The sequence below is a fragment of the Oricola cellulosilytica genome (assembly GCF_019966575.1).
Classification (GTDB): Bacteria; Pseudomonadota; Alphaproteobacteria; order Rhizobiales; family Rhizobiaceae; genus Oricola; species Oricola cellulosilytica.
In genome coordinates this window covers 344,951-364,048 of record NZ_JAINFK010000001.1, presented here as the reverse complement: position 1 = coordinate 364,048, position 19,098 = coordinate 344,951, and the positions used below count along the sequence as shown (strand labels likewise).

The 19,098-nt window shown below is 61.8% G+C and carries 20 protein-coding genes; 12 read left to right on the top strand and 8 right to left on the bottom strand.

The window, feature by feature from the left end:
- Window positions 1-42: 42 nt before the first annotated feature.
- The gene (locus LC298_RS01685) at window positions 43-441 is read right to left on the bottom strand and encodes a DUF4112 domain-containing protein (RefSeq protein WP_131565238.1); all 399 of its coding nucleotides are present in this window, start codon (window positions 439-441) and stop codon (window positions 43-45) included.
- The gene (locus LC298_RS01680) at window positions 438-596 is read right to left on the bottom strand and encodes a YqaE/Pmp3 family membrane protein (RefSeq protein WP_131565240.1); all 159 of its coding nucleotides are present in this window, start codon (window positions 594-596) and stop codon (window positions 438-440) included. The genes LC298_RS01685 and LC298_RS01680 overlap by 4 nt, the downstream gene beginning before the upstream one ends.
- Before the next feature lie 187 nt (window positions 597-783).
- On the opposite strand from LC298_RS01680, the gene LC298_RS01675 reads away from it, so the two are divergent.
- Window positions 784-1,479 carry a DUF899 domain-containing protein gene (locus LC298_RS01675; protein ID WP_131565242.1) on the top strand — a complete coding sequence of 232 codons (696 nt, stop codon included), beginning with the start codon at window positions 784-786 and terminating at the stop codon, window positions 1,477-1,479.
- Window positions 1,480-1,509: 30 nt separating this feature from the next.
- Here the strand turns inward: LC298_RS01675 and LC298_RS01670 are convergent, their stop codons facing one another.
- From LC298_RS01670 to LC298_RS01660, 3 genes are read right to left on the bottom strand one after another with little or no spacing between them, the layout of a single operon-like run.
- Window positions 1,510-1,668 (bottom strand): entericidin domain-containing protein, encoded by a 159-nt coding sequence (locus LC298_RS01670; protein WP_131565244.1) that lies wholly within the window; start codon window positions 1,666-1,668, stop codon window positions 1,510-1,512.
- A gap of 59 nt (window positions 1,669-1,727) precedes the next feature.
- Complete coding sequence (locus LC298_RS01665; RefSeq protein WP_131565247.1) at window positions 1,728-4,547, bottom strand: EAL domain-containing protein; 2,820 nt, start codon at window positions 4,545-4,547, stop codon at window positions 1,728-1,730.
- A 37-nt stretch (window positions 4,548-4,584) separates the two neighbouring features.
- Window positions 4,585-5,445, bottom strand: coding sequence for a FecR domain-containing protein (locus tag LC298_RS01660; RefSeq protein ID WP_131565249.1), 861 nt, complete (start codon window positions 5,443-5,445; stop codon window positions 4,585-4,587).
- A gap of 184 nt (window positions 5,446-5,629) precedes the next feature.
- Between LC298_RS01660 and lepA the strand changes: the two genes are divergently transcribed.
- Window positions 5,630-7,438 carry a translation elongation factor 4 gene (gene lepA / locus LC298_RS01655; protein WP_131565250.1) on the top strand — a complete coding sequence of 603 codons (1,809 nt, stop codon included), beginning with the start codon at window positions 5,630-5,632 and terminating at the stop codon, window positions 7,436-7,438.
- Window positions 7,439-7,658: 220 nt separating this feature from the next.
- Here the strand turns inward: lepA and LC298_RS01650 are convergent, their stop codons facing one another.
- Window positions 7,659-8,519, bottom strand: coding sequence for a Shedu anti-phage system protein SduA domain-containing protein (locus LC298_RS01650; RefSeq protein WP_131565252.1), 861 nt, complete (start codon window positions 8,517-8,519; stop codon window positions 7,659-7,661).
- 21 nt (window positions 8,520-8,540) lie between these two features.
- Window positions 8,541-8,924, bottom strand: coding sequence for a hypothetical protein (locus LC298_RS01645; protein ID WP_131565254.1), 384 nt, complete (start codon window positions 8,922-8,924; stop codon window positions 8,541-8,543).
- 236 nt (window positions 8,925-9,160) lie between these two features.
- Between LC298_RS01645 and LC298_RS01640 the strand changes: the two genes are divergently transcribed.
- The 5 genes from LC298_RS01640 (at window position 9,161) to LC298_RS01625 (ending at window position 14,321) form a co-directional block, all read left to right on the top strand.
- A complete protein-coding gene (locus tag LC298_RS01640; RefSeq protein WP_131565256.1) occupies window positions 9,161-9,523 on the top strand; it encodes a DUF308 domain-containing protein in 363 nt (120 codons plus the stop codon).
- 688 nt (window positions 9,524-10,211) lie between these two features.
- A complete protein-coding gene (locus tag LC298_RS01635; RefSeq protein ID WP_131565258.1) occupies window positions 10,212-11,012 on the top strand; it encodes a glycerophosphodiester phosphodiesterase in 801 nt (266 codons plus the stop codon).
- A gap of 476 nt (window positions 11,013-11,488) precedes the next feature.
- Window positions 11,489-11,623, top strand: coding sequence for a hypothetical protein (locus LC298_RS17955; protein WP_263288980.1), 135 nt, complete (start codon window positions 11,489-11,491; stop codon window positions 11,621-11,623).
- Between the two features lie 1,052 nt (window positions 11,624-12,675).
- Window positions 12,676-13,590 (top strand): SH3 domain-containing protein, encoded by a 915-nt coding sequence (locus tag LC298_RS01630; RefSeq protein WP_131565260.1) that lies wholly within the window; start codon window positions 12,676-12,678, stop codon window positions 13,588-13,590.
- Between the two features lie 122 nt (window positions 13,591-13,712).
- Window positions 13,713-14,321 (top strand): hypothetical protein, encoded by a 609-nt coding sequence (locus LC298_RS01625; RefSeq protein ID WP_131565262.1) that lies wholly within the window; start codon window positions 13,713-13,715, stop codon window positions 14,319-14,321.
- Between the two features lie 85 nt (window positions 14,322-14,406).
- Here LC298_RS01625 and LC298_RS01620 read toward each other — a convergent pair whose 3' ends face one another.
- On the bottom strand, window positions 14,407-14,676 hold the full coding sequence (locus LC298_RS01620) for a hypothetical protein (protein ID WP_131565264.1): 270 nt from the start codon (window positions 14,674-14,676) through the stop codon (window positions 14,407-14,409).
- 399 nt (window positions 14,677-15,075) lie between these two features.
- Between LC298_RS01620 and LC298_RS01615 the strand changes: the two genes are divergently transcribed.
- The 5 genes from LC298_RS01615 to LC298_RS01595 all read left to right on the top strand — a co-directional run bounded on the left by LC298_RS01615 (window position 15,076) and on the right by LC298_RS01595 (window position 19,086).
- Window positions 15,076-15,240: a Flp family type IVb pilin gene (locus LC298_RS01615; protein ID WP_131565266.1), complete on the top strand. Its 165-nt coding sequence runs from the start codon at window positions 15,076-15,078 to the stop codon at window positions 15,238-15,240.
- Between the two features lie 158 nt (window positions 15,241-15,398).
- A complete protein-coding gene (locus tag LC298_RS01610) occupies window positions 15,399-15,914 on the top strand; it encodes an A24 family peptidase (RefSeq protein ID WP_131565268.1) in 516 nt (171 codons plus the stop codon).
- Window positions 15,915-16,043: 129 nt separating this feature from the next.
- Window positions 16,044-16,850: a Flp pilus assembly protein CpaB gene (cpaB, locus tag LC298_RS01605; protein ID WP_131565270.1), complete on the top strand. Its 807-nt coding sequence runs from the start codon at window positions 16,044-16,046 to the stop codon at window positions 16,848-16,850.
- A 53-nt stretch (window positions 16,851-16,903) separates the two neighbouring features.
- A complete protein-coding gene (locus LC298_RS01600) occupies window positions 16,904-18,406 on the top strand; it encodes a type II and III secretion system protein family protein (protein ID WP_131565272.1) in 1,503 nt (500 codons plus the stop codon).
- 11 nt (window positions 18,407-18,417) lie between these two features.
- Complete coding sequence (locus tag LC298_RS01595) at window positions 18,418-19,086, top strand: CpaD family pilus assembly protein (protein ID WP_131565274.1); 669 nt, start codon at window positions 18,418-18,420, stop codon at window positions 19,084-19,086.
- Window positions 19,087-19,098: the final 12 nt, after the last annotated feature.

Here is a 19,098-nt window from a genome sequence, read left to right as displayed (position 1 = left end):
GGGCGTTCGCCGGGAGCCGCGTTCATGGCCGGCACCGAATGTTCAGCGGTTTCTAAGGCGGCGGCTGTCCTGCCCTTCCAGATGTCTTCTGAGCAGCCGCATGTTCCTGCGGTTCGCCTTGAAGAACAGATCGAAGACCGAGCCCAGCACCGGCACCGATCCGACAACGGTGTCGATCGCGGTGTTGGCGACCATCCGTCCTATCACGCCCGACGAGGCGCCGAGCCGGGCGCCCTTGTAGATGATGTAGGCCGATACCAAACCCGTTGCCGCATCGCCCGCGCCTGGAATGAGGCCGGCCAGCGCATCGACTCCGAACCGGATGCCGGTGCCCGGGATCCGCCACTTGGTGTCGAGCAGATCCGCGATTGCATCGAGTTCTGCCATACGGCCGGTGGTCGGAACCGGCGCGCTTCCGTCATATTCAGCCGCGCTGCTCATCGTCTCAGGATGATCCACAGCGCGTGGATGATGCCGGGAAGGTAACCGAGCAGGGTGAGCAGGATGTTGAGCCAGAAATGCAGGCCGAGGCCGACCTGGAGGAAGACGCCGACCGGCGGGAGGATGATGGCGAGCAGAATGCGGATGATGTCCATGAGTAGGGTTCCCGTGTGTTTTTCAGGAAACACAACGCACGACTCGCGTTTTCTTTCCATGGAAAGGCAGGGTCCTGCTGACGCGTCTACTCAACCGAATGGTTGACTAACGGCCGGCCAGATGATATTCAACCACATAGTTGAATTTATTGACGCGCCATTTCAGGACGCCGGTTTGGAGGCAGTAATGGAAAATCTGGTTTCACGGGAAGAGTGGATTGAAGCTCGCAAGAGCCTTCTCGCTAGGGAAAAGGCCTTCACCCGCGACCGCGACGCACTTTCGCGCGCCCGCCGCGAAATGCCGATGGTGCGTGTCGACGATGCCTATGCGTTCGATACCGAAACCGGCGAGACATCGCTTGCCGGCCTGTTCGGTGGTCGCCGCCAGCTTGTGGTCTACCATTTCATGTTCGGCCCCGACTGGGAGGAAGGTTGCCCGAGCTGCTCCTTCTGGGCCGACAACTTTGACGGCATAGACGTCCATCTTTCCGCTCGCGACACCGCCTTTTGCGCCGTCTCGAACGCGCCGCTCGAAAAGCTCATCGAGTATCGTCAGCGGATGGGCTGGTCCTTCCGCTGGGTTTCGTCGCGCGATGGGAGCTTCAGCCGGGATTTCGCAGTGACATTTCCGGGCAAGAGCGACCCCACCGGCCGGGGTTACAATTATTCCGGCAAGGTGTTTGGCGAGGAAATGCCCGGCCTTAGCGCCTTCCTCCGTTTGAAGGATGGCGGAATTGGCCACGCCTATTCCACCTATGCGCGGGGCCTCGACATCATCAACGGAGCCTATAACATCCTCGACTTGACACCACTGGGAAGGCAAGAGGAAGGTCAGGAATACACGATGGCCTGGCTGCGCCGGCGCGACCGCTATGACGGCTGAGGCGCGTCATCCACGCCGATATCTGTGAGCCTACTTGGCAGCCTGCACCACGTTTGAGGCGGCGCCCTGAGTTGCGTTGACCGCATTGGCCGTATCCTGGCCGAGGCCGCGGATCGTGTTGGCGCAGGCGGAAAGCGCCACCAACGCGGTTGCGAGGATCGCGGTGCGCGTAATTGCTTTGGCAGTCATGGAGGGCCTCCCGGGCCGATATGGACGACACTCGATAAATGCTGAACCGCGCGAATTGTTCAAGCGGATTTGCGAGTGGCACGTTCGGCGGTGGGCGACATCGCCTTGAGGGCAGCCGCTTCGAACTGCTCCTTCGGCAGGGGTCGCTGATAGAAATAGCCCTGCGCTTCCTGGCAGCCGATCGAGCGGATGAATGCCTCGTGGCTCTCGTTTTCTACGCCTTCGCATACGACGGTCATGCCGAAGGCGTCGGCGAGTGATTTCACTGCCTGTACGACTCCGCGCGCTTCGGGCGCTTCGTCGATACCCATAGTGAACTGGCGGTCAATCTTGATCTTGTCGAAGGGCAGCTTCGACAGATAGCCGATCCCCGCATAGCCGGTTCCGAAGTCGTCAAGAGCGAACGTGACACCCAGGCCCTTCAATGCGCGAATACTGTCGAGAAGTGTGCCGGACATCTCGAGCCACTCGCTCTCGACGATCTCGAGGGTGAGGCGTTCGGGGGCCAGACCTGAGGCAGCGAGCGCGCTGGTCACCTCCGATAGAATGTCACCGTTCTGCAACTGCTGCGGCGCGAGGTTCACCGAGACGCCGAGATCGTGATGCCAACCGGCCGCGTCCCGGCATGCTTGGCGCAAAACCCATCGTCCGAGCGAGTCGATCAGGCCGTTCGCTTCGGCGATCGGAATAAACTCGTCCGGGCCAACCTTGCCGAGTTCAGGATGTTCCCACCGCACCAGCGCCTCGGCACCCATTGCCCGGCGGTCTTCAGGCGTGACTATCATCTGGTACGCCAGCGTGATCTGCGATGTCTCGATCGCCGACCAGAGATCGCGTTCGATCACCCGGCTGCGTGTGCGTGCTTCCGCAAGTTCACTGTCGAAGAAGACAACCCGTGACCCGCCGTTTGTACGGGCCTCGTCGAGCGCCGCTTCAGCATTGCCGAGAAGTTGTTCGGCGTTCAGCGCTCCGAGCGTGCCGGGGCCGCCGAAGAAGGCGCCCGCCTGAATGCCGATGTGGCATTCCCCGCGGGTGACGGGGTAGGGTTGGCGCAAATGCTCGATCAGCTTTTGGCACGCCGCACTGGCTGTTTCAGCTGTGGGCGTCGAGGTAATCAGCACCGCGAAAGTATCGCCTCCCAGTCGTGCGACTGAGTCCGCGCTCGCGGAGAACGCCGCGATCCGCTCCGCCACTTGTTTCAGCACGGCGTCCCCGGCCGGGCGCCCTAGGGAGACGTTGACCGTCTTGAACCGATGCAGGTTGACGGCGACCACGGTGAACCCGGCTGGCAGTGTCCGCTCACGTTCAAGGAACTTGTCGACGGAAGCGATGAACGCATGACGGCGCTGCGAACGTGTCAATTCATCATTCATCGATACCCAGCGCAGCCGGCTTTCCAGATTCCGTCGCTTCGTGATGTCACGCGCGGTGATGCAGGCCACCAGCGGCGCATCGGCATCCCCGCCGCCCTTCTTGAGGGAACGTGCGCGTTTTGGCTGAATCACGCCGATTGAATATTCCACCCACCTTCGGGACCCGTCAGGAGCGCGGATTTCGGCCTGGCGAACGGACGCGGGCAGGTTTCGGTCCTTTTTTCGTGCAGCTAGGGCCTCGCGGCATTCCCGCACGATCTGGTCGGGCAGGAGGCTTGCGTCGGTAAGGTTCGCCGCTGTTACGGATCGATCGATGCCGAAGATCTCGCTCGATGCCTTGCTGCTCTGGAGGATGTTGCCAGACTCGTCGAGGACGACGATCGCGTCGAAGTTCTCCCGGAAAACCTCTTTCAGCAGCATTTTGGTGTTTCGCGATTCGATGGAAAGCTCGGCAAGCATCGACCGAAAGAATTCGCTGGCGGCTAGCGCCGCGACACTGAATGCCACGATCGCCGACAGATGAATGATCGCGGTCGGCACCACGACTGCAAATTTGACGTAAAGGAAACCGGCGAGCAATTCCGCTCCGGCTACAAGGGTTGCCAGGGAAAGACCGGTGAGGAAGATGTCCCGGCGCCGGTTCGCGAGAAAAATCAACGCCAGCATGCCGAACGTGAACAGCGTGACGGCGAAGTCTTTGACGAAGACGAGATCCCTGCCGGCCAGTTCCGTCTCGGCGGCGATTATCTGCAGCACCGCCCCGGGAATGAAGCCATGGCGCGGAACCGCGTAGGTGTCGCGCAATTCGGCGGCATACGCGCCGATAATGACGGTCTTGCCTTCCATCGCCGCGGCAACGCTGTCCGTCCGCAGGATGTCAGCGACGCTCACGACCGGTATGGAACTGAGATCCAGGCCGAAATCCACAGCAATCGCGGTCTGCTTTTCGATAGGCGAGCCGGCGATCATCGCAGGAATCGATTGCACGAATTCGCCATCCGCCATCTGACCCCGCGGGAAACGCCGCACGATGCTGTCGGGATCCGGGTAAACATTCACCGTGCCGAGCCAGGCGTCGCGGGTGAACATCTCGAGCGGGGTTGTCAGACGCGGTTCGCTTCCCGCGCCGCTTGCGGACGTTTTCTGCAGGAAGGCCGGTAGGACGACGCGGCCTTCCGCGTTTGCGATACTCGCGGCAAGGTAGCGGTCCTGCTCGGGAACGGAGGGGGTCGAGAAGTCGATATCGAGGACGATTTCCGACGCTCCCGCCTCGACCAGCCGGTCGATCAATCGCGCATGGATCTCGCGCGGCCATGGCCATGTGCCGATCGCGTCCAGGCTCTGCTTGTCTATCGCGGCGAACGCGATCTCGCCTGACGCTTCCCTCGAGAGGAGACCGAACCGCAGGTCGGCGAGCGACCTGTCGGTTGGATTGAGCAGACCCGCGGCCTGAACCGCCGCCATCCCGAAGAAAAACAGCAGCGCGATGTAGGGGCGGGCGAACACTTAGCCGGTTCCGCGGGGCACGAAGATTGGCTGCCCCTTAGTCGTCGTCGCCATCGTGGCCATCGTCGCCGCGGCCTTTGCCGCTGTTGCCTTTGCCGCTGTTGCTCCTTCCTGCACCATCGTCACCATCGTCACCATCGTCACCATCGTCACCATCGTCACCATCGTCACTCTCGTCACTCTCGTCACCATCGTCGCCGCTCTTGCCCTTGCCGCTCTTTCCGCCTTTACCGCTCTTCCCGCTCTCGCCCTTGGCGTCCTTGCCTTGCCCTTTGCCGGATTTGCCTGACTTGCCGGAGTTGCCCGCAGCAGGGCTCGCCGCGCTGGCGGTGACCGAGGCGTTCCGTCCCGACACGCTCAATCCGCCCTGGCCGGACGCGTGGGAGGAGGCCTGGCCGCCGGCACCGACGCTGGCGACCCGGCCGCTGGCCCTGTCGGTCACCTCGACGAGACCACGCTCCACCGAAAGGGTGCTTGTTCTCTTGTTGGAGGTCACCGAGAATTTCGTCCCCTTGACCACGGCGGCCATGAACGGCGTCTGCACGGCCATGTGGTCGTAGCCACGCTTCTGGACATCGATTTCGACCTTGCCGAAGCCCTGATGCACCTTCGTCTTGCTGCTACCGTTCTTGAAGGCGGCGGCCATGGTGTTCGGACCGACCATGATCGTGTCCTTGCCGCGCTTCAGCAGCACCTTGGCCCCGCTGCCGGTGTTGACCCAGGCCCGATCCGGCAGCGTCATGCCGGTTTTCACCATCCGCCACGTCTTGCCGGTATCCAGCGTATACATGGCCGTGCGGCTGACGCGCTCGACCGTCCAGTTGTTCGATCCGGCCTGGACCGATCCGATCGCGAAGATCTGTGAAATGATGAGGAAAAGGGTGAAAAAATAACGCACGGTTCGCTCCCGGTGTGGCAAGCACCCACGATAGGGCGAAATCTCTCAATAAAATGTGAAACGGGAAGCTAGAGTCCGTTGCTTTCCGGCGTTTTCGCCGGTGGCGCGCACGAAGCACCCCTGGCGTTGCCTTCGCCGCAAATCTCCGCTTCCCGCCCGCGCCCATTCCGCCTATATGGGCGCCATGACCGAGACACCCCTGAAAAACATCCGCAACTTCTCCATCGTCGCCCATATCGATCACGGAAAGTCGACCCTTGCCGACCGGTTGATCCAGATGACCGGATCGCTGGAGGAGCGCGAGATGAAGGAGCAGGTGCTCGACTCGATGGACATCGAGCGCGAGCGCGGCATCACCATCAAGGCCAACACCGTGCGCCTCGAATACGACGCGAAGGACGGCCAGCATTACGTCCTCAACCTGATCGACACGCCCGGCCATGTCGACTTCGCCTACGAGGTGTCGCGCTCGCTTCGCGCCTGCGAGGGTTCGCTGCTCGTCGTCGACGCGTCGCAGGGCGTCGAGGCGCAGACGCTCGCCAACGTCTACCAGGCGATCGACGCCGACCACGAGATCGTCACCGTCCTCAACAAGGCCGATCTCCCCGCCGCCGAGCCCGACCGCGTCAAGGAACAGATCGAGGAGGTCATCGGCCTCGATGCCTCCGACGCGCTCCTGATCTCGGCCAAGACCGGGCAGGGCGTCGAGGACGTGCTCGAAGCCATCGTCACGAAATTGCCGCCGCCGAAGGAGGGCGACCGCGCCGCGCCGCTGAAGGCCATGCTGGTCGATTCATGGTACGACGCCTATCTCGGCGTGATCGTGCTGGTCCGCGTGATCGACGGCGTCATGAGGAAGGGCCAGACCATCCGCATGATGGGCACCGACGCCCGATACCCGGTCGACCGGGTCGGCGTGCTGACCCCCAAGCTTGTCGTCGTGCCGGAACTCGGCCCCGGCGAGCTCGGCGTTTTCACCGCGTCCATCAAGGAAGTGGCCGACACCCGCGTCGGCGACACCATCACCGAGGACAAGAAGCCGACCGCCGCCATGCTGCCGGGCTTCAAGCCGGCCCAGCCGGTCGTGTTCTGCGGCCTGTTCCCGGTCGATGCCGACGATTTCGAGGATCTGCGCTCCGCCATCGGCAAGCTGCGCCTCAACGACGCGTCGTTCTCGTTCGAGATGGAGACCTCCGCCGCGCTCGGCTTCGGCTTCCGCTGCGGCTTCCTCGGCCTGCTGCATCTGGAAATCATCCAGGAGCGCCTCTCCCGCGAGTTCGACCTCGACCTGATCGCCACCGCCCCGTCGGTCGTCTACCGCATGAACATGACGGACGGCTCGACCACCGAGATGCACAATCCGGCCGACATGCCCGACGTCGTCAAGATCGCCTCCATCGAGGAGCCGTGGATCAAGGCGACCATCCTGACCCCGGACGAGTATCTCGGCAACATCCTGCAGCTCTGCCAGGAGCGCCGCGGCATCCAGACCGACCTGTCCTATGTTGGCGCGCGCGCCATGGTCACCTATGAGTTGCCGCTCAACGAGGTCGTGTTCGATTTCTACGACCGGCTGAAGTCGATCTCCAAGGGCTACGCCTCTTTCGACTACGCGCTGCACGGCTACCGCGAGGGCGATCTCGTCAAGATGCAGATCCTCGTCAACGAGGAGCCGGTCGACGCGCTCTCCATGCTCGTCCACCGCGCCGCGGCCGAAAAGCGCGGCCGGCTGATGTGCGAGAAGCTGAAGGATCTGATCCCCCGCCACATGTTCAAGATCCCGATCCAGGCGGCGATCGGCGGCAAGGTCGTCGCGCGCGAGACCATCTCGGCGATGCGCAAGGACGTCACCGCCAAATGCTACGGCGGCGACGTCTCAAGAAAGCGCAAGCTCCTCGACAAGCAAAAGGAGGGCAAGAAGCGCATGCGCCAGTTCGGCAAGGTCGAGATCCCGCAGGAGGCGTTTATCCAGGTGCTGAAGGTGGGTGAGTGAGTAGCGTTCGGGCATTTGCCCGACGCGACGATCCAGTGAATCGTCGCGAGCGTGCGAACGCCGGGACGCTGCGGAGCAGAGGGGACCCGGCCCGACTCTCCCCCTTGGTGGGGGAGAAAGCGATTTCAGCGTCTTAGCCGACGGCTAAGTGCCAGAAATCGCAAGAGAGGGGTCTTGTCTAAACTTGGGAGGTAGCTGGTGGAGAGTGCAGTCTTTTTCTCTATCGCCGCTCGATTTCTGTGATCAGAGTGTCCATTGCGCCTATAATATCATCATACGTCATAACAAGAAGATCATCGTTGCGGCGCATCTTGAGCGCTCTTAGATGAGAAGCGTCTGCCCCCTTTTCACGACCAGCGATTACAGCGCCACGGACATTGTTGACTTCGCTTGGACTTACACCGATTTCGTCGAGAATAGAAATTCTATGTTCTTCAAAGCGGATTTTCCAATCACCAACTTGATCAAATGCGTGTATGAGCTCTTGCGACCGGTGTCCGTCCTTCTTCATGAGGCGAGTGTTGGGGCGTTCTATTTCTATGAGAATTAAATCGTTACGCGAATCTAAGATCGCAAAATCTGCATAGTATTTAGTTCCTATCGTGGGTTTTTCTATGATCTTTTTGGCCGAAAACATATGTAATAAAATAGGGTTTTTCTGGATGAATTTTTGAACGATTTCTTCTTTTGGATTCGAGTTTATCAAATCGAGGAAGTCCTCTCGCACGCGACGCAAGGCGGTCCCTTCGTAAAGCGGAGTGATTTCGACTTCTTCCTCCGAAACCGGCTTTCCGAGCAATCCCTGAAGGCCTGTTTTCATGTATTTGAGCGGATAGACGGTCTTGCCGCACGAACACCTAAATTCTGATTCGTCCTCGATCTCAGCCGCCCATTTCCACCGATCATTTTCAGTCGCCTCATTTCTTTCAAGTCCGAAGTAAGTTTTGTATTCGGAACCGCACTCCCGACACTTCACATTGACGCGCACGGATTTACTTGAATGCGGGTCACTCTTGATTGCTTCAATCCTTTCGGGGGTTAATGGAGGTGGCGTAACATGTACGAGTTGAAAATGTCCCACTTCTGTAGTTTTGTTATCTTTTTACTGCTTCAGAAAATAGATCCCTGGTCTCGGAATTAAAAAGTCACCTTGGGCAGTAGGCAAAAATACAGTTTGCCAGCGACCGCCTGTTAGTACAAAGCTTCTTTCCCCTATTGGGTCGAGAGCATCAGTGCTTTTGGCTGTCTTTTCTTCAATGCGAAAATTCAGGGAAGTGACTTTCTTTTCTAAAGAGTCGTATATTCCTATCTTTACCTCCTTTTCTTTGATCTCAGTATCCACCGAAAACGCCATAAAACGAGCACCTCGCGTCGGAAATAGGCTGGAAAATGATAAATTAGATAAGCCAATAACATTCCAGCTTGTGCGCTCCCGATTCAGTTCGGCGCGATTGCAGAAACCTAAAAAGATAATTTCAGGCGTCATATAGTACCGCTGCCAAGGTCCAAAAAATCATTCGTCATTATCAATGAGAAGCATTGCTGCTGCAACGTTATAAACCAGCACCACGAAGGCCGGTGAAGGCTGGAGACTTAAATATTTAGATCGCCGCGCGTCCATCTCGCTACCGCATATTCTGTCACACCACGTCCCCCAAAATCCTCCGCTTCAAAGCTCACCGCGGGCTCTGCCCGCGGCGTCGCCCTCTTTCCACTCCCCATATGTACGAGCGCACCGGTGAGCACGGTGGCGACAGCGGTCGAGGGGTTGAAGTCCACGTCGCGCCGATCATCGCGGTTTCGCCCGGCGCGCTCGCTTGCATATTCGAGCGCCGCGACGAAGGCGCCGGCATATTGCAGAGGACGGGGCTGATCGGTGGGCGCCACGTGCCGCATTTCTGGCTGCAGCTGATCTCGGGCGCCCTGTCGCTGATCGTCTTCTTCATCGTCGGCGGCATGGCGAAGATCGTCTTCGCACTCACCACACGTCCCTTCCCGCACTGGGGCTGGATCCTCGGCTCCGGTATCGTCGGCCTTGGCCTCGGCGTGATCCTGTTCGCGCAGATGCCGGTCACCGCCGCCTAGCTGCTCGGCCTCCTCGTCGGCATCCAGCTTCTGAGCGAAGGCGCGGCGCTCGCCTGGATGGCCTGGCAGGTGCGCAAGGGCGGTTAGTCGGCGACGGTGGAGAAATCCCACCCGCCCGCATTCCAACCCCCTGAAACCGCGCCCTTCCACGCGCCCCGTCTGCCGCACGGCGAGCCGGTGAACGCGAAAACCCTCTGCCGGCGCATCCGCGCGCTGGACGCCTTGAACACCTCATAGCCGCTGCCCGCACCTGCGGATTGGCGGGCTGCGTTCCGGCGAGACGCGGCGGCGATGGCGCGTGTCTCGATGTCTGCGGCTGGCCCTGAAGCTCAACCAAAGGTCGTCATCCTCGGGCTTGACCCGAGGATCCATGGCTGGACGGCGCCTTTGGTCCGTGGATCCTCGGGTCAAGCCCGAGGATGACGAAGGGTGGTATGGGACGCGGACCTCTCAGACCCCCCGCTTCGCAGGGGCGAGGAAAGGCGCGATGGCGGCGCGGGCGATTCCTCTCCCTCATGGAGAATGGGGGAGAGGTGTTGAGCCATGAGCCCGGCGAATGGCGAGGCAGAGAGGGGGCGAAGATACGCAATTACCTGTATGCGAGTCCGCTACGCAAAGGGGGGGGGTATGCAGCCCGCCATTCCCGCCCATGCTATCCTCGCCGCCTTGACCCACGGGGACACGCCGCTTGAAACACTGGCTCAGCAACACCGCCCAGGCCGCCGCCGATCTTGTCATGGCGGCGGTGCCGCGCCGAAAGCCGTGCAACGCGGCGATGGAACAGTGTAAAATTGTCTCGCATCGCGGCCAGCATGACAAAAACACCACCGCACGCGAGAACACGCTTGCCGCCTTCGAGGCGGCGCGGGCGGGCGGCGTCTGGGGCATCGAGACCGATATCCGCTGGACGGCCGACCTCGTCCCCGTCCTCATCCACGATCCCGATACCGCGCGCGTCTTCGGGCCGAAAGTGACGGCCGCCGACGTGACGTTTGCCGAACTGCGCGCCGCCGTGCCCGACGTGCCGTCGCTCGCAGAACTTGTGACACGCTTCGGCGGCAACACCCATCTGATGCTGGAACTGAAGGCGGAAATTTTTCCTGAAATCGAAAGCCAGAAACGGATATTGCGCGAGCATCTCGCCGGGCTGGAACCGGGCCGGGACTACCACATCCTGGCGCTCGACCCCGGCCTGTTCGAGACGCTCGGCATCGAGCCCCGTTCCTGCTGCCTGTCGGTGGCGCTCGAAAACATGGCGGAAATTCACCGGCGCACGCTCGGCACCCCCTATGGCGGCATCACCGGCCACTATCTTCTGCTGAACGGCGCGATCAGGCGCGCGCACGAGGCCGAGGGCCGCCGCGTCGGCACCGGCTTCGTCGCCTCGCGCAATTGCCTCTGCCGCGAGATCAACCGCGAGGTGGAGTGGATCTTCTCCAACGACGCCGTCGCCATGCAGAAGATCGTGGACGAGCTGCGCGGGCAATAGGGGCCCGCCAGCGACGAGCCGTTGGCGAGGAGCTTAAGGGCGGGACGAAGAACTGGCCCGCCAGCGACGAGCCGTTGGCGAGGAGCTTAAGGGCGGGACGAAGAACTGGCCCGCCAGCGACGGTGAGAAGCGGTCGGCGCAGCCGGCCAATCGACAACGATTTGTCGATTGGAGCGACGAACGCGCGTAGCCATAGCGGAGCGCCAGTTGAATTCCCGGGTTTAGCTAAAGCTAAGCCCTTGGTTTTTGCCAGAGAGGGGGTCATCAATTATCGAGACAAAAACCCCCGCTCTTGCAAAATCTAACGCTTGGCCAACGCCAAGACGTTGATTTTGCTTTCTCGCCCATCAGGGGCGAGATAGATCCCCCGCCACTCGCAGAAACAATCGAAACATTTCGCTTTCCCGCCCGACACACGGCGGAAACGCGCTGTTGGCAGTCTCGCTCCCGGCAACCGATCCAGGAGGAGACCCGCCATGACCCCGCACAAGACCTTTACCGCCGCCCGCGCCATCGTTCTCGAGCCGATCCATCCCGGCGGCCGCGAGCGCTCCCGCGTCTTCGCCCACCCCAACGCCGCCCCGGTCTGGGAGCGCGCCCGCCGGTTCTGAGGCCCGCGCCGCGCCGCGTGACGAGGACCTCCCCCGACATCCTCCCCGACTCTCGTCACACGCCGCGCCTTTCCTCTCCCCTGCGAAGCGGGGGAGAGGTGGCCCGAAGGGCCGGAGAGGGGGCAAAATGTCGATAACTTTTTCGCCGCCTTCCGCCCAACCCTTTGAAAGGACGCGGCTTTCGTATTTTTCCGCCAGAAACTTATCAACACCTCTTGGCGCTGCGGTATCCTCGGTGCTGTCCTCTCGTTGGAAGCCCGGATGCGCACCGGCAGCGGGGAGGGGAACGGTGCCTGTCGGGCCGCGAGGGAGTGTCGCGGTTTTGGTGGTGAACCTCCACGGCAGGGCGGCATGATGGTTCGCGGCGTGTGGATCCCGGACAGCGGCTTGCCGCTTACGAAGGGAAAATCGGACAGCGGCTCGCCGCTTGCGATTGAAACTCCACCGACCCGCCCGGCCCGGGGCGTTTCTCCGTGAGTGGATCGGCCCCGGGTTCTACCGGCGGGAAGCCTCTCTCTCACGGAGACGGCGCCGCGGGGACTGAAGCCGCAAGAACGCCGAGCGGGCGGTCCTGTGGAACGCACGTAACCAAAATCAGATGAGCGATCCCCCGGCCGCCCGTCTTCCAGTTCATTCGCTCACGCCAGTCTCGCTGGCGCGAGACGGCTGCGCGTGCGCGGCCAAGAGTGGCCGACGGCCAGTCGGCCTTTCCCTCCCCCTTGTGGGGAGGGATTGCCGGAGCTTGTGAGCGGCAGCGAGTTAGCGACGGCTGGGTGGGGGTACAGTTGCACGAGACCGGACACCCCACCCGGCCGTCGCTACTTCGCTGATGCCCGCGACGAAGACCGGGCATTGAGGGGCGCTTTTCCCCTCTTCGCAAGCACGCGGCCCCAATCACGCGGCGTTTTCGAACGACTCCGAAAGTGAACGTTTCTCGCCGGTTATGCCCGATTCCGGGCGGATATCGGCGGTTAGCTGCTTTTTTCGGGATGCGGCGGCGGCGCGGAAGGGGCGCCGGCCTGCCGCACGACAGAATTGCGTGGGGTAAGATCATGCGTAGAGCGTTGAACGGGATGACCGGCCGCGTGGCGGACGGCACGAGGCCTGGAATTGCAGGTCAGGCGGACGGAGCGGCGGGAGGCAATCCGCGCCGCACCGGCGTGTTTGCGATTGCCGGGGTTGCGGCCGTTGCGGTCGTCGCCATGGCCGTGGCGCGCCAGGCCCCGGTCGCGCCCCCTGCCGAAATCCGGGCGGCGGCGGCCGCGGACCGGCAGCAGGCGCCCGAGCAAGAGGTTGCGCAGACGCCGGCCCAACCGGCAGGCGAGGCGGCAAGTAAACCGGCGAGCGAACCCGAAAGGCCCGTTGCGCTTGCCCGGGCCGAGCCCGACGCGCCGGCGGCCGAACCGGAGACGCCGCAACCCGCACCGGTTGCGCTCACGGAAGAAATCGGGGCGCTGCCCTCCGGGTCCGCGCGGTTCGGGTCGCCGGCAAGAACGCTACCGGCGGCTGAACGCGTCGACACGGCCTTCGCGCGCCTCGCGCCCGCGCAGCCGGGTGCCCGGGAAGAGGTTGACGCCTCGCGCACCGGCTCGATCTCCCCGCTCGCATCGGCGATGATCGCGGGCGAGGGCTCCACCGGGCGCGTCGAGATCGCCGAGACGGAGAGCGACATCGCCGAGATCGAGGAAAAGCTGGCGTCCGAGGGCGCGGAGAATTTCGAGGTCGCGTCGACGCCCGCCGAAGCGCCGCCGCACCGCCATGATCTGACCCAGAGCCAGACGGCCGGTTGGGTCAACATGCGCGCCGGCCCCGACAACGACGCCGCCGTCCTCACGGTGGTGCCCGCCAACGCCTCCATCATGGCGCAGGACGATTGCGAACACTGGTGCGCGGTCGTCTATGAGGGCCGGCAGGGTTATATCTACAAGTCCTTTATCCGGCGCCCCGGAGCCAGCGCCGAAGGCTGACTTCGGCCCGGCGCCCGCTCCGATCGCGATCGAACCGGCTCTCCTCGCCGGGCGGCGTTCGCCGGAACCATTTGCGTGGGTGCACGTTCAAACGCTGTACCTGACGCATTTCCGAGGAGACGATGACGATGCGCACCGCGAAGAAAACCACCCTCTTTTCCCTCATTCCGGCTGCGCTGATCAGCGTCTCCACCTTGGCTCTGGCGCAGGACAATGCCGCACCGGCCGGCAGCACCAAGGTTGTCGTCGGCGAGGATGCTGCGGCGAAAGTTCCGGACGCGGGTGGTGCGCAAGCCAAGGCCCAGCAGCCAAGCGAGGGCGAGATGGAAGCCGCCGACGAAGCGCTGGTGGAAGCCGGAACGCAGGTTGACGATACCGGCACCGGCGACAAGCCGGTCGATGACATCCAGACCGCCGGGACCGGCAATTGCCAGTCGATGCTGGACGAACTCGACAAGGGCGTCTCCAGCCTGCGCGACGAGCGCGAGAAAAATCGCGGCCAGATCGCCGCGGCCGCCGCAAAGGAACCGCTGATCCTGGCAATGGCGGACGGTTCCTTCGTTTATGTCGGCGGCGAGGAAGAGTTGTCGGAGCCCTATGAATCCTGGTTCGTCAGCGAGCGGGAACTCAAGCGCACCGTGCTGATGAGTGAAGAGGCAAAAACCCTTCTGGAAGAGAAGAAGGACGCCGAGTGCGTCGAACTCCTGCAGCAGGCGAGCGTCACCCGCTAAGGACGATCTCCCGCCGCGGCGGTAACAAGGTCACCTCCCGCGCTTCCGGTCAGACGCGCGGGAGGTTTTGTCATGGAAGCTGCGGTCAGCCGGCCTTCTTGACCGAGAACACTGCGGTGACACCGTCTTCCGTCGAGGAGTAGTCGATCGTGACGGTGTCGCCCACTTTCAGGTCTTCCGGCAGTTCAACGCCTGCATCGATCGGGAACTCCTCGTTTGAATCCAGGGTCAGAATTTTCGTCTCGGCGTTCCACAGCTTCACCTTGGCGGTAACCGTGTCGGCGATGGCCGGTGAGAGTGCGGACGAGAGGAAAAGCGTGGCGGCAACAACCGCACCAGTGACGAGAACGCGCATCGGCGAATACCTTTTTTGATAGAGGTTAGGTTCGAGGCGGCCCGTCTGCGGCCGGCCTTTCGCCGGCAGAGCTGCCTTGATTTGGAATCCTCACGATCCCTATCCGCACGCCGCCTTGGCGCCCGGTATCGCCTCTCCCGCCCATTGCGCGCGGATTGCGGCAGATTGAGGGCCGACCCTTGCTTCGGGGAATGCTGGTTCGCGAACGCGGCCAACCGGCGTAGCTGACCGAACGTCAACTCTTCGTTCACCATTTCACGTCGTTTGTTCTCTTAACGGTTTGGCAACCGTGTTCCTTAAGCCAGTGGCAATGGGACCCCTGTAGTTTCCCCTCATCCGATCGGCGCCACCAATGAGCGTTGACGGGGGTGCTGTGAAAACGAGAATAGGAGTTCAACCATGTTTGCACGTTTCCTGAAAGACGAGTCGGGTGCGACCGCTATTGAATACGGTCTCATTGCCGCACTGATCGCCGTCGCGATCATTGCCGGTGCTACCACGCTCGGTTCCAACCTGAACGCCAAGTTCGACGCAATTGCTACGAAGGTCGGCACGACTGCCTGATCTCGCTCCCGCCGACAGGCGGCAGATAGCGATCACACAAAGGCCCGCCTTCATTCCGGAGGCGGGCCTTTGCTTTTGCAACGTTCTCCCGGCGCCCGGTTTACCGAATTTTCAGTGCGCTGGCGCTAGGGTGCGGATGGTACCGCAGTGAGGTCACAATGATTGCCGCCATTGTCATGGTCGTCTTTCCCTTTTCGATGATATTCGCGGCGCTGTCCGACATTTTCACGATGACGATCAGCAACCGCGTCTCGCTCGCCCTGATCGGGAGCTTCCTGCTCGTCGCGCCGTTCATCGGCATTGGCTGGCTGGAGTTCGGCATGCATCTGGCAGCTTTCGCGCTGGTTCTGGCCGTCACATTCGCGCTTTTTGCAGCCGGATCAATGGGTGGTGGCGACGCCAAACTTCTCGCCAGCACGGGCCTGTGGATGGGGTTCGGCCCGGCGCTCGTCGACTACCTGTTGATCTCGACAGTCGCCGGTGGGGCGTTCACACTTTTCCTGGTGCTTTTCCGCACATCAACCCTTGCGGTTTACGCCGGCGAGGTCCCGATGCTGCGTCGCATGATCGACGAGAAGGATGTTCCTTACGGCGTCGCACTCGGGATTGGCGGATTGTGGGCGTTCCCAGAGACCTCCGCAATGCGATGGGCACTCGCCCATTTCGCCGGATGACATAACCCACTCCGGATATTCACGCTCCGTTAAGCAAGACAATTACGGCCTCATTAACCGTAATTACACCATTGCACTCGAAAGATGCCGCCAAGAGGTCCGGAATAGATCCGGAAAGCGGGTATCGTCATGTCGAAGCGTATTGTCATTCTATTGATAGCGATTCTTTCTGCCGGCGTTGCGGGATATATCGCCATGAACATGGCGTCGCCTTCCCAAACACAAGTTGCGGAAGTAGCCGAGGTTGCGCCCGCCATCGAACTGGACGAGGTGCTCGTCGCCAGCAAGACCATTCCCACGGGGACGGCATTGGACGGGCAACTGCGCTGGCAGGACTGGCCGGTCGGCTCGCTCTCGCCCGATTTTATTACCCGATCCGTCAGACCCGAAGCGATCATGGAACTCACCGGCTCAGTGGTCCGCTCGACGATTGCGCAGGGGGAGCCCGTTCGTTCGATAAAGCTGCTCGGCCCGGATCAGAGCTTCATGTCTTCCATCCTGCCGCCCGGAAAGCGCGCTGTCGCCACCGCGATCGCCGCGGATACCTCCGCCGGTGGCTTCATTCTTCCGGACGATTACGTTGACGTTATAATGACCACGCGCCCGCCGGGCCGCGAAGGCAGCTTCGTCACCGAGACCATTCTCGAAAACATCCGGGTGTTGGCGATCGACCAGACCATCCGTGAGGACGAGAACGGTCGGCTTGTTCAGGTGGGTCAGACCGCGACCCTCCAACTCACCCCTCGACAGGCAGAGATTATCACCGTGGCGCAACAGATGGCGGACCGCCTGACGCTGGCTCTGCGCTCAGTGCGTGACGTCGATACGAACGGCGGCGACAAGGGGGCGGAGCACCTTCTTAGCGGCGCGGCCGCCAGCGGCGGCGCGATCACCGTGATCAAATCGGGCCAGCGCAGCGAGGTACAGACACGATGATCCGTAATCTCTCTCGCTTTGACGCTAAACCAGCAAAAAGGGACCTTCCGGCCATGTGTCTCACCCGTCTCGCCAGATCCCTCGCCTTGGCGGGTGTCGCATTCAGCTTTCTAGCAATTCTGCCTGCAGAGCGTACCGCCGGATTCCTAACGGACGCGAAGGCGAGCAGCATCATCAAGGTTGGCCGTGACACAAGCGGAAGCGAGCGGGTTTCGCTCGGCTTGAACAAATCCATCGTGCTCGACCTCCCGGTCGATGCGCATGACATCCTCGTCGCCAACCCGGAAGTCGCGGATGCGGTCACGCGCACGGCTCGCCGGATCTACCTGTTCGGCAAGGAAGTCGGCGAGACCAACATCTTCATCTTTGACCGCGCCGGCAAGCAGGTGGTCAGCCTCGATCTCCGGGTCGAGCGCGACGTGTCGGGCCTTGACCGGTACCTCGCCCGGTTCATCCCCGATTCTTCAATCAAGACCGAGATCATCAACGACAATATCGTTCTGACCGGCACCGTTCAGACGCCGCAGGACGCCGCCAAGGCAGGGCAGCTCGCAGAGATCTTCGTCAAGGGCGGCGACGCCACCAGCGACGGTTTCAGCTTCTTCTTCCGTCGTGGCAACAGCCAGATCGTCAATCTTCTCGATATCGTCGGCGGGGATCAGGTCACGCTCAAGGTGACAGTCGCGGAAGTGCAGCGTTCCGTGATGAAGCAACTGGGCGTCAACATCATCGGCAACGGGACAGCGGCGAACAACGGAATCACCTTCTCGGGAATTTCGGAAGGTATCGCAGGTGCCTTGGGTAAACCGCTCTCCAACAGTGGCTTCGGTCTTGGTGCATCGATCGGCGGTGTTGAGATCGATGCCTATTTCCGCGCGATGGAGGAGGCCGGCGTCATGAAGACGCTCGCATCGCCTACCCTGACAGCCATCTCGGGCGAGAAAGCGGTGTTCCGCGTCGGCGGGGAGTACAACATCATCAAGGGATCGACCTCCGGCGAGGATGGCATCACGTACGATATTGAGACGCTCGATTACGGGATCGGCCTGGAGTTCACCCCTGTCGTCCTCGCGCCTGGACGGATCAGCCTCAAGGTACGGACATCCGTATCGGAACCGACGGTAGAAGGCACCGTCCCGCTCAGCATCGGGGTGGCAGGCGGACCGTCCACCAACGTGCTTTCTCTTCGCAAGCGTCTTGCGGACACGACCGTAGAACTGCCGTCCGGCGGCGCGATGATGATAGCCGGGCTGATACGCGATGATGTCCGTCAGGTCATAAGCGGGTTCCCGGGCCTCTCGAAGGTGCCGGTGCTGGGCAGGCTGTTCCGCAGCCGCGATTACGTTCGCAACGAATCCGAATTGGTCATCATGGTCACCCCCTATCTCGTCCGGCCGGTCGCGCCTAACCAGATCGCTTTGCCGACCGATAATTTCGCGCCGCCGAGTGACCGGACCGCCAACCTTCTCGGACGGGTTAACCGCATATACGGCACCGTTCAGAAAGATTTGCCGAAGGGCCGTTACCATGGCGCGGTCGGCTTCATTTACAAATAGGAGTGGGCTCGATGAGTATCAAAGCATTTGTCAGGACCGCTGGTGTCTTGGCGGTTGCGGCGACGACCGCAGCTTGCAATACCGCCGATCCCATCCAGGTGAGCGGGCTTCCCGATGATTACCGTACGCGGCACCCGATCATTCTGTCGGAAAAGGAACAGACGCTCGATGTGCCGATTGCATCCGGCCAGCGTGAACTGAACATTCCGGTCAAGAGCAACATTCGGGCCTTCGCATCGGCGTTTGCAAGTGCGGGGACCGGATCTCTTTACCTGATGATGCCCACCGGCTCCCCGAATGCCCACGCCGTCGACTTCGTCCGGCCGCAGATCATTCAAGCCATCGCCGATGGCGGCGCGGCCCGGGGCCGTGTGATCGTGCAGCATTACGACGCCGGCGCTTACGGGCCGGCGGCGCCGGTTCGTCTGTCATACAATGCGGTCGCGGCGTCGACAGCGCCTTGCGGCAACTGGCCCGCGGATCTGAGCAAAACGGCAGAGAACCGCCATTATTACAATTACGGATGCGCGACGCAAAGCAACTTGGCGGCGATAATCGCCAATCCGGTTGATTTGATGGGGCCGCGCGAGACAAGCCAGATCGACGCGATTCAACGGGCTGCTGTCATCGAAGGTTATCAATCCGGGCCTCGCGGCGCCGCATCCGAGGTCGCCTACTAGGCGGGAAGGAAA

Excerpts from the sequence above, each read along its gene's own strand:
- LC298_RS01625 (WP_131565262.1), top strand. The coding sequence starts at position 13,713 with ATGACGATGCGCACCGCGAAGAAAACCACCCTCTTTTCCCTCATTCCG.
- LC298_RS01595 (WP_131565274.1), top strand. The coding sequence starts at position 18,418 with ATGAGTATCAAAGCATTTGTCAGGACCGCTGGTGTCTTGGCGGTTGCG.
- LC298_RS01615 (WP_131565266.1), top strand. The coding sequence starts at position 15,076 with ATGTTTGCACGTTTCCTGAAAGACGAGTCGGGTGCGACCGCTATTGAA.
- LC298_RS01600 (WP_131565272.1), top strand. The coding sequence starts at position 16,904 with ATGTGTCTCACCCGTCTCGCCAGATCCCTCGCCTTGGCGGGTGTCGCA.
- LC298_RS01685 (WP_131565238.1), bottom strand. The coding sequence starts at position 441 with ATGAGCAGCGCGGCTGAATATGACGGAAGCGCGCCGGTTCCGACCACC.
- lepA (WP_131565250.1), top strand. The coding sequence starts at position 5,630 with ATGACCGAGACACCCCTGAAAAACATCCGCAACTTCTCCATCGTCGCC.
- LC298_RS01675 (WP_131565242.1), top strand. The coding sequence starts at position 784 with ATGGAAAATCTGGTTTCACGGGAAGAGTGGATTGAAGCTCGCAAGAGC.
- LC298_RS01640 (WP_131565256.1), top strand. The coding sequence starts at position 9,161 with ATGTACGAGCGCACCGGTGAGCACGGTGGCGACAGCGGTCGAGGGGTT.
- LC298_RS01645 (WP_131565254.1), bottom strand. The coding sequence starts at position 8,924 with ATGACGCCTGAAATTATCTTTTTAGGTTTCTGCAATCGCGCCGAACTG.
- LC298_RS17955 (WP_263288980.1), top strand. The coding sequence starts at position 11,489 with ATGACCCCGCACAAGACCTTTACCGCCGCCCGCGCCATCGTTCTCGAG.
- cpaB (WP_131565270.1), top strand. The coding sequence starts at position 16,044 with ATGTCGAAGCGTATTGTCATTCTATTGATAGCGATTCTTTCTGCCGGC.
- LC298_RS01630 (WP_131565260.1), top strand. The coding sequence starts at position 12,676 with ATGCGTAGAGCGTTGAACGGGATGACCGGCCGCGTGGCGGACGGCACG.
- LC298_RS01670 (WP_131565244.1), bottom strand. The coding sequence starts at position 1,668 with ATGACTGCCAAAGCAATTACGCGCACCGCGATCCTCGCAACCGCGTTG.
- LC298_RS01610 (WP_131565268.1), top strand. The coding sequence starts at position 15,399 with ATGATTGCCGCCATTGTCATGGTCGTCTTTCCCTTTTCGATGATATTC.
- LC298_RS01620 (WP_131565264.1), bottom strand. The coding sequence starts at position 14,676 with ATGCGCGTTCTCGTCACTGGTGCGGTTGTTGCCGCCACGCTTTTCCTC.
- LC298_RS01680 (WP_131565240.1), bottom strand. The coding sequence starts at position 596 with ATGGACATCATCCGCATTCTGCTCGCCATCATCCTCCCGCCGGTCGGC.